Here is an 11,170-nt window from a genome sequence, read left to right on the forward strand (position 1 = left end):
TGCGGCAGGATCTGATCGAACTTGGCCCGCAGCGCCTGTGCAGCGAGGCGGCCTGGCAGACACGCAGTCATATCTCAGACTCCCACCAACACCCCCCTACCGAGCACTCATTGAAATGCGGGCCCCCGGCGGTACCGGTGTACTGGCGCTGGACGGCGACGGTGTGGATGCCCTTTTTCACGTCTCCGGTCTCGTCGACGACCCGCACCGCGGCCTCGTCATGGAGGTGCTCGACGACGTATTCGCGCACGTCATCACGGACGGCGTCGGCGTCCCAGGCGGCCCGGGACAGCAGATGCTGCATGCCGTGCGGACTGGTCTCCCCGGCCCACTCTGCGATGGTCCAGCAGTTCTTGCGAGGCAGGTCCGACAGCAGACCCAGTACCAACCGCCCGGCCCGCAGGCGGGGTTCGTACCGGGCGAACCGGCCAGCGATCCGGCCCATGGCCACCTCGAACGCCTCCCGCCATTGGACGGGATCTATGCGGTGACCTGCGGCCACCGTCTCGTCGTTAGTCCACACAACTCGCGATGATCAACGGTGGCCGCACCCGTGCCTGCACCGGCCCCCATGTGACCGAGCGCGACATTTGTCACCGACACGGGCGGGTGACCTGGGGTCTGTTCTCAGGCTGAGCGCGACAGCTGTCACAGTCTGGGCACTGAAGTTGTCACCTGCCGCGGGTTTGCGTGGTGGCTTTGTTCACGGGTTTGGGCAGCGGTTGCTCAGCGCTTTGGAAGGCGCCCAGACAGTGCCACTGTTCGATGTTCACGAGAGACGACAGCACTCGGCCGCCAGCCACAGCTGCGCCAATCGAACGCCCCAGCCCAGGAGAACGGATTCCCTCAAGCGCATGCAGTGGTCATGACCGAGTGATCTACTGGATGCTCCAGCGGTGCGGGTGGCAGGGATCTTTGGGGCAGGCAAAGATGTTGAGTTCGCCCCAGCGGCCCACGGTGACCTCGGTCGGCTTGGCGTACAGGTGTGTGGGCAAGTCTTGTTCTTCGAGCGGCTTCCAGCTGCCGCTGCCGCCGTCCCATTCCGAGCTGTCGATGGTCAGCAGCAGGTGCATCGGTGTGGCGCAGGCCAGGCAGTTCATGGGGGACGCGTCCGTGGTATGCCAGGAGGCGAAACCGCCCACGCGCCAGCCGGGTGGGATGGACAGGTCGTACTGGTAGCCCACTGGCGCGGCGGCGTCTTCGTCCTCCGACTGCTCGGCCTCCTCCTCCAGGGCCTCTTCCCAGGCATCGATCCGTGCGCACAGGTCCTCCGGGAGGAGGCCGCCGAACGGGTAGGTGGCCACCTGCTCCGGATGCAGCACGCACGGCTCGGGCACGTAACCCTCGAAGCCGACGACCTGCGGCTGTGGCGGTGAAGTCTGCACCTCGGTGACCTCCCACGACCGGCGCCAGCGCAGGTCGAGCAGCATGCCGTAACGGGTCGGCCCGTGTGCGTCGAAGGGGCACCAGAACACCTGGAGTAGATCGCAGTCGTCCGGTCCGGCCGGTAGATCGGGGATGTCCCTCCGGTGCAGCTGCGCCACGCCGATGAGTGGCAGTGGATCGGTCGCAGCATTTTCTTGAATGCGATGTTTCTGGTCCAGCTCCTCCAGTAGCTGCCGTTCCTCGTTTGTGGGGCCCGGGTTCGATTCACGGAGCCATGCGGAGGCCAGGATCTGCCGCCGCCGGTGGATGTCCGCCGGGCGTCGGCCCCGTGCATGGCTGTGAGGCTCGGTGCACACCGGCCAGGGTTCGTCCACCGGCCACAGCAGCGGCCCGCCCACGGAACTGGCTGCCACATCAGGTCGCCCCGGGCGCGGATGGAGCCGGGTGGTAGTGCCCCGATGGGTCGCCAGCTCCGGGAAAAGCGCCTCGACATCGAGCGGGCGCGGCGGTGTGGTCCTCGACATGCACGTGACCTTAGACGGTCACCGGCCACCATGATTCGGCCCCCCGAAGGCGCCCACCTCTACCAGCGCTGTCGGAACCCGTGAGCATTTCGATTCCCACGTGGGTGTTGGCTGCCTCCCACACTGGTGCACAACTGCTGTCCGGTCTCGGGTTCTGGCACAACTTCTGTGGTGCATTCACGCTCCGTCTTCGTCGATGATCAGATGGAGAGCGTCAGGACGGCGGCGAGAACAACCAGAACGGCCAGTGCCCCGATGGCGGCCTGCTTGAGGCGGGCGCGGCGCCGCCACTGGTGGCTGAGCAGGATGTAGGCGCGCTCATCGTTCGAGATATCGTCGGGGTTCGATGCCATCCTGAGCTCTGCCTCGGCCAGGTCCGCTCCACGCAGCAAGCGGCCGGGATCGCGATGCTGCGACTCCCAGCGGATCAGGTCAGCCCTCAGCGTCTCCTGCCAGAGGCGGTGGTCGTGGGACTCGACAAGCCATTGCCTCCCGGTGTGCCAGAGCCTGGTGAGCGCCTCATGTGCCAGGTCGACCATTTCCTCCTGTGCGGCATCACCTGCGGCACGGGAGAGGACGACGAGCCTTCTGTGGGCCAGCGTTCTTGCCGTGTCGGTGAGTTCAGGTGCGAGAGCAGTGGCGCGCGAGGGTCTGCGGAGAAAGGGGTCGCCGGCGCCGGGCCGGGACAGCTGAACGAACAGTCTGCGCATATCCACCCGTTGGCGTTCGGTCAGTTCGGCGAAAACGTCGTCCGCGTGCCTGACCAGAACTCCCGTGACGCCACCAAAGGAGTCGTACGCGGCGTGGGTGAGCGTCGAGCGGGTGCGGTTTTGCCACAGCCCGTTGAGGACGATCTGGACGAGCGGCATGAACCCGGGCTCGTCGCCCGCGTCCGCGACAACCCGTTCCAGCAGCCCTGGCTCGAACTGCAGCCCCGGAACGTCTCCGGTTTGCGCGGATATCACGCGCTTCAGATCATCGACGGCCAGCGGGGCGAGCAACTCCACGGCGTTGCCGACGAGGTCGGTCGCAGCGGGCGTCACCAGCGCACCGAGGGAGTCGGGCCGTCCGGTGGCGAGGACCCGCAGCACGGACGTACCGTCCTCGCCCGACACGGCGGCGACCAGGGCGAACAGGTCGCGCGCCGCAGCCGGATCGGCGTCCACGTAGTCGTCGAGTGGGTCGATGAGGAGGACGTGCCCGGCTCCCCCTCCCCGGGCGAGGATCCTGCCCCGCAGCTCGGCGTGCGCGTCGACGCCGGTCTCCAAGAGCCGTCCCAGCTCCTCCGCCTTGGCGAGCCGGTCGCGCACGTCGAGCTCCGGCTCCAGGATGCCGGTCAGGGCCGTGGCGAGTGACATGGCCGCCGACATCCGGGGCGCGGGCCGCAGCTCAGACACGCTCATGCCCTCGGCCCGTAGCCGGGGCAGCACTCCTGCCCGCACGAGGGACGACTTCCCGCACCCGGTGGGCCCCGACACCAGGGTCACCGGCCGGCCACATACGGCCGCGTGTACGCGGCGGATGTCGGCATCGCGACCGTGGAGGAGTTCGGTGTCGTCCTCCATGAACGGCGCCAGCCCTGGAAAGGGGCTCCGCGAGTGCAGCATCTGTTCCTCGACCAGACGGGCCGACGGCAGCAGAAACGCGGTGCGCTCGCCGTCGTGCGCGGCGAGCGCCATCCCGACGACGGCGCTCAGCTCCCGGTCCCAGACCGGCGCCCCGCCGAACCCTTGGCCGATGCGATGCACCTCTGACGACGTGTCCATCTGCAGCCAGCCATGTGCCTGGTGTCCGCGTAGTGTCCCCGTCGCCCATCTGCCGTACGCGGCGGTGGTCGGGAAGCCGAGCACCGAGCAGGCGTGCCCCCATGCGCCGGTCGCGTCGACAAGCGGCGCCGGCCAACTGCCGTCGACCGGCGCGTCGAGCCGCAGCAGCGCCACGTCCTCTCCGTCGCGTCGCCAGGTCATCACCCTTGCTCCGGTCCTGGGGCTGCCGTCCAGCAGCGGAAAGTCGAGTTCCACCCGCTCGTCGTGCACCCCGCGTGTGGTGTCCGGTTCGAGCCTGAGCGCCGACGCGACGACATGCGCGCAGGTACACACCACGTCGGCGGCGACGAGGAACCCGGAACCGATCACGTCATCGGCGGCCGAATAGATCCGGACCTGCGACGCGGCGATCGCCGGGCCCACGCCGCTCGGGCGTGGGCCCGTGAGCTTCGGAGGGAGGGCCCGGTTGCGGGCGATGCAGATCTGCCCTGCCGTGTTGAGGTTCATCCTCTCCGGCAACGGACCTGACGCGGCCAGAAGTCTCTCGCGCATCCTGCCGAACAGGGCCTCCATACCGAGCAGTTCACCGGCACCCGGCACACCCTCCTTCAGGGTGCCGAGCAGTTCACCGGTGAACGCGGTGAACTGCTCCCCCGGCTTGGCGAGAGCCAGGGCCGTCGGCCCGGCGGCCGCGATGACATACGTACCCTCGACGACGGCCCTGCCGACGATGTCCGTGGCGTTGCCGTCCATCGCCGCCTGCAGGGCCCGCCCGCTGAAGCAGCAGTCGATCAGTACGACCTTCTTCTTCGCGCCACTGTTGCGGATGACGCGCCTCAGATACTCGAAGCGAAGCGCCGAGTGCACGAGGACGTCTCCCTTGCGCGACTCCGAGAGGGCCAGATACAGCTCCCAGTTCAGCGGGTCGGTCAGGCCGTGCCCTGCGTAGTACACGACCAGAGTGTCACTGGCGCTGTCTGCGGCCTGTCTAACCACGCCGAGGACGTCGTCAGCGCTCGACGGCTGGGCCATCACCGCGACCCTGTCCTTCGGCACGCCCCAGATCTCCGGGTCGGTCAGCACGTCCTGGAGGCCGGTGAGGTTGTTCGCGACGGCGGGTAGATCCTCCAGTGCGGTGAAACTGTGGCAGCCGATGAGGACCACGCTGGAGGCGTCGCCGCGGGAGAGCGCGTCGGCCATACGGAACCTCAGGAGTCCGAGGCAGGGGCGGTGCCGGGGTCGTCGGATCCAAGGTCGGCGTCCGGGGCCGCGCCGCGGAGCGTCTCGATGAGGGAACGGATGACCTCGGGGTCGTCGCTGTTCACGGTGACCGGCACACCGTTCACCTCGATACGAACGGATGGCTGCGGTGACGGGCGGCTGGAGCGCCAGGCCGCCAAGGTCGTCAACAGGCTTCCCAGAGCGAGCGAGTTGGAGAGTACGACGTTCACGACGTCCAACGCGCCGCCCATGCTGCCGGGAGCCTGAACCCCTCCCATGAACATCCGCGCCTGCCCACGGAGGTTCTGCTCCTCATGCAGCCAACGGAGCAGAGCCTCCGATTCGCCACCGACCGCCTCATCGACCTTCAGAGCGAGTTCCATACGGCGAAGATTATCGCTTTCACATGCGAACCCGATGGCCCTTGGCCCAACGCGCAGTATCTCGATATCCGCGTTTACCGGCAGCACTGCGACGTCCGCGATCGCCGGGAACAGCAGCTTCTCCAGCCGGAGCACGACCTCTTCCACGGCCCGGACTGTCAGCCCAGCCGCACGGACCACGGCCTATTTCGGGCGACTTCGCATGCCGCTTGGGAACGCTCAGCCGGTGATCGGTGGCGTCGCCAATGCCGAACTTCTTGAGGAGCAAGCCCCGATCGTGACCGGCCTTCCAGGCATCATCGCGACGATGACGGATCCGTGGCCTGCCGCCTACGGTTCAGCGGAATTCCTCAGAGCGTGGGCTCGGCAGCCCGGCTTTCGGCTCCTGAAGTAGCCGCAGGCCAGCTAGTTTTTAGGCCAGAAGCACACGCTTGCGTAACAGGGTGAAGCCGGCGCGGCCGAACATCTGACGCTTGAGCATCTTGATCCGGTTGACATGGCCTTCGACGACTCCGGAGTTCCAGGTCGGGGTCAGGCCAGCGATCACTGCATCGCGGTCGCGGTCGATACCTGCGGCAAGCGTGTGGAGGCTCGGGAGGTCGTCCTGTTTCACGGCGTCGAGCCAGTCCGGTAGTCGCTCGCCCTGGCGCTCGGTGAGCATGGTCGCGAAGGACCGGACGTGCCTGGTGAGGGCGTCGATCTCGGGGCAGTTGGCCCGGACGTTCTTCAGGTGGAGTTGCTCGGCATCGGACAGGGTTTCCGGGCGGCGCAGAACCCATCCGGCGACGGCCCGGGGAGAGGGCGGCCGGGCTGTCACGGGCCGTGGCGAGGTGCGTTTCTGGCGGACGTAGGCGCGAACGCGCTGGTAGCTGCCCGGTAGCCGAGCGGGACAATCTCTTCCCACAGTTTCCAGGCGTTGGTGCAGCCCTCGTTCCAGCGGTCGTCGAGGTAGGTCTTGTACTCGTCGAGGACGGAGGTCCGGGCCTGCCACTGACCGGTGAAGAGGTCTTCCGGCTTGGCGGCGTCCGCGTACCGTTTGACGGTTCGGCTCGTCATGCCGAGTTGCCGCTGGATCGCGCGACGGCTGTGTCCTGCCTCCACCAGGGCATGGACGCGTGAACGGTTCGGGTTCGGTCGGCGAACCGGTGACCGGTCGGCCACGGCGAACCGGACGACTCCTCTGCAGGGTCGGGCTCCGCCTCGGCCATTGCAGGCGTCTCAGGGACCAGGACGCGCAGACACTGGCGGTGCTGGGCGATGCTCCGCTCAGCGGCCTCGCTGAGGTTGTGCCAGAGATGCCACCGGTCCGCGACCTGCACGGCCTGCGGTGCGCCGGCGGTGGCGCCCTCGGCGAAGAACGGGGCGCGGTCCCGGCATACGACCTCGATTCCGGGCCGTTCGGCCAGCCACACGGCCAGGCTCGACGACTCCCGGTCGGGCAGCAGGTCGACCGGCCCGCGGGTTTCAACGTCCACGAGGACGGTGCCGTAGTTCCGGCCTTTACGGGTGGCGTACTCGTCGACGCCGACCACTCGCGGGGCGGGCACCCCCGGCTCGGGAAGTGCGTCGACAAGCCGCAGGACCGTGCTGCGGCTGATCGGCACGCCGATGACGTGGGCCAGGCGGGCGCCGGCCCGGCCCGCGAGGGCGAGAGCGATCGCGGCCAGGGTCGAGCGCAGCCGGTCGGTCCGCTGACCGTGCCTTCGGGTCAGCCCGGGTATTTGCTCGACGAACGTGCGACGTCCGCACTCGGCGTTCCGGCAGGTGAACCGGCGCACCCGCAACTGGAGTACGACGCTTCGCCCCGCACTCGGAACATCAGCGGGAAACCGCAGGTAAGAGCCGTGAACCCGGCAGGACCACGCAACTGCCGGGTCCTGGTGCTGTCGTAGCCGCGGTCGAGGTTGAAGTTCACCTCCTGAGACAGAGCTCCGACCTGGTCTTTCGTAGCCTGGAGGGTAGGGCCGAGCAGCGGCGAGTCATGCAGGTTGGCACCAGCGGAGACGAGTCCCAGGGGCACTCCGGCCGCGTCGGAGGACACCGACCGTTTCAGGCCCTGCTTGCCCCTGTCGACCGGCGAGCGACCGGCCCTCTCTCCGCCCGAGGGCGCCTTGGTGATGCAACCGTCGACCGATATTTCAGCCAGCCCGAGCCCGATCACGCGGTCGTACGCCTCCAGGGCCAGAGCATGGACCTGCTTCGATATCCCCAGCTGGGCCCAGAGTTTGACGCGGCGCCGGATCGTGCGGTCCGAGCAGCCGGGGCTGGGTATCCGCTCGTAGCCGGAGCCGTGCACCAGGGCCTGCACGATGTGCTCGAAGACCACCCGGTCCGCCACCCGGCGGCGATGACAGCCCAGTGGATGGGTCGACGCGTACTCGTCCCGCATCGGCAGCAGGGCTGCGAACTGGTCCCACAGGGGTTCGAGCAGGCAAGATGGAACAGCAGGCACGGGCCCTCCAGTCATCACTGAGCGTAGAGAACTCCATGATCACTCAGGCCCGTGCCTGCCTTGCGTCCAGGCGACGGGCCAACGGCAACTCCCACCATTTGCCGGTCGGTCTAAGGTTCCTCGGTGTCTCGTGTCTGGTTCTCAACGGGTTCGGTCGGTGCACTCTTCGACCACACTCGTGGCTGCGGTGCACCAACCATGATCTCTGACTGCGGATCATGGAGAAACTCATCGGCCATCGCCCGCCGCTTCCGCCGGCCTCGGCCATCCGGATCACTTCGGTGAGCCACACACGTGCCCGGTCGCGAGACCTACCAGCAGCGCAACAGCGACGAGCGGTGCATGACCCGCCGCAACCGGTGGCGCGGCATCTTGATGTAGTCGGGTTCGGTGATCCAAACGAAACGGCCTGGCTCCAGCTCGCCCTGTACCTCTGCTACGAGTTGCACTACCGCGGCTTCGACGGTGTGGACGGTGCCTGGGAGTGGGATCCGGAACCGCTCAGGGTGCGTGCCGAGGTGGAGCCAGGGTTCCTGGCGGCTCTGCGCACTGACGTGCTGATTGCCGAGGATGTCGGCAGCGCGCTGGACGAAGCCGTTCTGGAGCCGGTGGACGCCGAGAGCGTGTCCTACTTTCCGCGGGACGAGGGAGGCGCACCCGGATGTGGGGACGGTCATAGGTCGCCGGCTCCTGCGCGAGCCATGATCAGCCCGGCAAATGTCAGCAGCCAGGCGCCCACCGCGATCCACAGCAGGACGTGGCCCAGGCGCTCGAGCAGTCTGATATCTGCCGTCCCCGCGAGGGACAGCGAGGCCACCGAGGTCATACCGAGCGGGAAGACCGTGGCCCAGCGCCGGACGTCGTAGGTGAGACGTGGCCGGTAGACCTCTGCGCACAGCAATACGGCGTACCAGGTGAGGGCGAGTGCGAGGAGCGCCAGCGCGGCGGCGCGCAGTACCGTGTGCCCGTTCCCGGTCCACTGCGGGGACGCCAGGAGCTGGGAACCGGCCATGGCCGAGATGGACAAGGCGCCGGCAGCGACCCATTGGTCGCCCGCCCCGGTGAAGATCTGCCGGAAGTCGAAGCGGGTCAGCGCCAGGACGTACAGCGGCAGACCCAGGCAGAAGAAGACCAGGGCTGCCCAACCGAGCCAGTCGCAGCGGTACGCGACGGCCAGCCTCCCGCTGAGCACCGCGAGCCCCTGCGTGGCGACACAGATCAGGAAGACCCCTCCTGGCATGTGGCGCTTCCCCCGACGCACGACATTGATCAGCAGCCCGGGCCACAGCAGCACGGCCAGAGCAAGCAGGGCCGCGGCCACGTTCTGCCACCCCAGCAGAGAGAGCCGCGTACCCAGTACCGTGGTTGCCGCGACCGCTGTGAGCGCGGGCGGGGTTGCGGCCTCTGCCGTCCAGCGGTCCCGGTCGCGGAACAGCTTGTCTGCGAAGGCGGCGGCAAGCAGGAGCCACAAGGCCTCGTCGAGGCCGAGGGCGCTCAGCGACATGATCTGGTGGCCGGTCAGATACAGTCCGACGGAGATGATGCCGGTGGCCATGACGGCGGCGCCGGCCGCGGCGGGCGGATCAAAGCCCCAACAAGGTGCCCGACGGTTCACCGTCTCATCTCATCAATGGGTCTTCGTCCCCACCACTCGGGGCGGCCGTCCGTGGGAATCCCGTCACCCGCTCCGTCCGTCAGGTCTTCGGCGGTCATGGTGATGCGTGACGCCCGCTGATAGACGGGCAGCGCCGACCGACGCGTCGGCCGCCACCCGGCTGTACCCGGGATGGTGAGCGGGCGAACACGGCAGGGCCACGCGGGGCAGCGATGGGCCGGCTCCTCATGATGAGAGAGCGCCATGCCTTCCCGCGTCGAGGAGTTGGCAGATTGTCGCCAGGGCGACAACCTGCCAGGTTCGGCTCTTTTGCGGGACCGGTCCTTCCGACTAGCTTCTGCGCAGCGCTACATCGCCTGGCGTACCCGGTCCTCTGCTTGTCGAGCATCGGGACTTCGACGTGCGATTTTCTGAATCTGTGAGGGGAACATCCCATGCACATCCCCCGTAAGAGGCTGCGGCGCCCGGCCGTCGCCGGCGGGGCGGCGCTTGTCGTCGCCGTGTCGCCGGCGGGCCTTCCCGGTGCCGCGGCGGCGACACCTTCGCCGGAGGAGGTGAGCCTGCTACCCGAGCCGGAGAGGGAGGCGACGCCGTCGACGACGACCTTGATCACCGGGGACATGGTTGCCTACGCCGCGTCCACCCTCGCGGTCAGCTGTGCCGACTCGGGCACCTTCATCGCGCCTGCAGGGCTGCGCGGGGAGCGGAGACAGCGGACATGAGGGACGCGGATGTGGTGCCCGAGGCCGAATGGGAGGGGTTGGGGGTCCCTCACTTCGACCGGCGGGTCTACCTGGAGGCACTGCGCCACCCCGACACCGGGGTCATCGGCTGGGCCGATGGGCTCGGCGCCGAACCGGGGCGGGTACGGGGCGCCGCCGAGCGCCTGCTGGATCTCGGCCTGCTACGCAGCACGGTGGAAGGCCGGCCGCGGCTGGAGCCGGTGGACCCGCGGCTTGCGATGCGTGCGGCCGTTCGGCGGCGCCAGGAGAGAGTCGACCGGTTCGCCGCCACGGCCGGCGAGCTCGCCGAGGAGCTGTCGGTCGTCTACGAGCACGGTCGGCTGCGGGCGCGGCCGAGCCGGATTCTCGAGGTGATCGAGGGAACGGGCGCCGCGGCTGCCCGGGTGGCAGAACTGCTGGCCGGAGCCGAGCGGGAGGCCTGCGGCATCGATGCCCCGCCGTACGTGACCCCGTCCGGCAACGGGTCCGGCAACGGGTCCGAACACCGACTGCTCAACCGCGGCGTCCGCTTCCGCACTCTCTACGCGGCCGAGTGCCTCGACGTCCCCGAGAAACTCTCGAGCGTCCTGGCGGCAATCGGCTGCGGTGAAGAAGCTCGGGTGCTGCCGGCCGCACCGCTTAAGCTGCTGCTGGTCGACGGCCGCACCGCGCTGCTGCCGCTCACCGGGAGTGAGGGCAGCAGCCGCCACCGCTCGGTCGTGGTGCACGGTTCGACGCTCACCGATGCGCTGCAGGCGCTTTTCGACACTCTGTGGCGACAGGCCGCCCCGCTGCGCGCCCGGGGAAAGATGCCGGATCAGACGCTTGCGCAGGAGGAAGGACTGACCGCAGCCGAGCAGAACCTGGTCGAGCTGCTCGCCTCGGGAATAACCGATGAGGCGATTGCCCGTCACCTGGGGGTGACTGCACGGACACTGCGCCGGCGGATCAGGGACCTGCAAGACCGACTCGGCAGCTCCGGCCGCTTCCAGGCGGGGGTGCGGGCAGCGAAGCGCGGCTGGCTGTGAGCCGGAGAAGGAGATGCGGCGGGGCCGGCCCCCGGTGGGGGCCCGGGCGGGGCCCCGCCATCGCCTCGGTGGG

The 11,170-nt window shown here is 68.5% G+C and carries 8 protein-coding genes and 3 pseudogenes; 3 read left to right on the forward strand and 8 right to left on the reverse strand.

Going from position 1 to position 11,170, the window contains the following annotated elements; translation table 11 throughout:
• Positions 1 to 94 precede the first annotated feature (94 nt).
• The 4 genes and pseudogenes from ACWCP8_RS40495 to ACWCP8_RS40510 form a co-directional block, all read right to left on the reverse strand.
• A pseudogene (locus tag ACWCP8_RS40495) lies at positions 95 to 445 on the reverse strand (transposase); the annotation flags it as partial.
• A gap of 433 nt (positions 446 to 878) precedes the next feature.
• Positions 879 to 1,910: a hypothetical protein gene (locus tag ACWCP8_RS40500; protein WP_451121525.1), complete on the reverse strand. Its 1,032-nt coding sequence runs from the start codon at positions 1,908 to 1,910 to the stop codon at positions 879 to 881.
• Between the two features lie 200 nt (positions 1,911 to 2,110).
• Positions 2,111 to 4,876 (reverse strand): caspase, EACC1-associated type, encoded by a 2,766-nt coding sequence (locus tag ACWCP8_RS40505; RefSeq protein ID WP_451121527.1) that lies wholly within the window; start codon positions 4,874 to 4,876, stop codon positions 2,111 to 2,113.
• 8 nt (positions 4,877 to 4,884) lie between these two features.
• Positions 4,885 to 5,427: an effector-associated constant component EACC1 gene (locus ACWCP8_RS40510; protein ID WP_451121529.1), complete on the reverse strand. Its 543-nt coding sequence runs from the start codon at positions 5,425 to 5,427 to the stop codon at positions 4,885 to 4,887.
• Positions 5,428 to 5,482: 55 nt separating this feature from the next.
• On the opposite strand from ACWCP8_RS40510, the gene ACWCP8_RS40515 reads away from it, so the two are divergent.
• Positions 5,483 to 5,674, forward strand: a complete 192-nt coding sequence (locus ACWCP8_RS40515) for a DUF6368 family protein (protein WP_451121531.1) — start codon at positions 5,483 to 5,485, stop codon at positions 5,672 to 5,674.
• A gap of 18 nt (positions 5,675 to 5,692) precedes the next feature.
• Here the strand turns inward: ACWCP8_RS40515 and ACWCP8_RS40520 are convergent.
• From ACWCP8_RS40520 to ACWCP8_RS40535, 4 genes and pseudogenes are all read right to left on the reverse strand, one after another.
• Positions 5,693 to 7,142, reverse strand: a pseudogene (locus ACWCP8_RS40520) (ISL3 family transposase); the annotation flags it as partial.
• Positions 7,124 to 7,732: pseudogene (locus ACWCP8_RS40525) on the reverse strand (transposase); the annotation flags it as partial. The pseudogenes ACWCP8_RS40525 and ACWCP8_RS40520, both read right to left, overlap by 19 nt.
• A 311-nt stretch (positions 7,733 to 8,043) precedes the next feature.
• On the reverse strand, positions 8,044 to 8,409 hold the full coding sequence (locus ACWCP8_RS40530; protein ID WP_451121533.1) for a hypothetical protein: 366 nt from the start codon (positions 8,407 to 8,409) through the stop codon (positions 8,044 to 8,046).
• Entirely contained in the window at positions 8,406 to 9,287 is an 882-nt protein-coding gene (locus ACWCP8_RS40535) for a tellurite resistance/C4-dicarboxylate transporter family protein (protein ID WP_451121535.1), read from the reverse strand. Before ACWCP8_RS40535 ends, ACWCP8_RS40530 begins: the two co-directional genes overlap by 4 nt.
• A 494-nt stretch (positions 9,288 to 9,781) precedes the next feature.
• Between ACWCP8_RS40535 and ACWCP8_RS40540 the strand changes: the two genes are divergently transcribed.
• Together ACWCP8_RS40540 and ACWCP8_RS40545 are read left to right on the forward strand one after the other, a co-directional pair.
• Positions 9,782 to 10,069 (forward strand): hypothetical protein, encoded by a 288-nt coding sequence (locus ACWCP8_RS40540; RefSeq protein WP_451121537.1) that lies wholly within the window; start codon positions 9,782 to 9,784, stop codon positions 10,067 to 10,069.
• Positions 10,066 to 11,097, forward strand: a complete 1,032-nt coding sequence (locus ACWCP8_RS40545) for a helix-turn-helix transcriptional regulator (RefSeq protein ID WP_451121539.1) — start codon at positions 10,066 to 10,068, stop codon at positions 11,095 to 11,097. Before ACWCP8_RS40540 ends, ACWCP8_RS40545 begins: the two co-directional genes overlap by 4 nt.
• Positions 11,098 to 11,170 lie beyond the last annotated feature (73 nt).

The sequence above is a fragment of the Streptomyces sp. NPDC002206 genome (genome assembly GCF_053593595.1).

Coding starts and splice junctions, on each gene's coding strand:
- ACWCP8_RS40530 (WP_451121533.1), bottom strand. CDS start 8,409: ATGACCGTCCCCACATCCGGGTGCGCCTCCCTCGTCCCGCGGAAAGTA.
- ACWCP8_RS40540 (WP_451121537.1), top strand. CDS start 9,782: ATGCACATCCCCCGTAAGAGGCTGCGGCGCCCGGCCGTCGCCGGCGGG.
- ACWCP8_RS40545 (WP_451121539.1), top strand. CDS start 10,066: ATGAGGGACGCGGATGTGGTGCCCGAGGCCGAATGGGAGGGGTTGGGG.
- ACWCP8_RS40515 (WP_451121531.1), top strand. CDS start 5,483: ATGCCGCTTGGGAACGCTCAGCCGGTGATCGGTGGCGTCGCCAATGCC.
- ACWCP8_RS40505 (WP_451121527.1), bottom strand. CDS start 4,876: ATGGCCGACGCGCTCTCCCGCGGCGACGCCTCCAGCGTGGTCCTCATC.
- ACWCP8_RS40500 (WP_451121525.1), bottom strand. CDS start 1,910: ATGTCGAGGACCACACCGCCGCGCCCGCTCGATGTCGAGGCGCTTTTC.
- ACWCP8_RS40535 (WP_451121535.1), bottom strand. CDS start 9,287: ATGGCCACCGGCATCATCTCCGTCGGACTGTATCTGACCGGCCACCAG.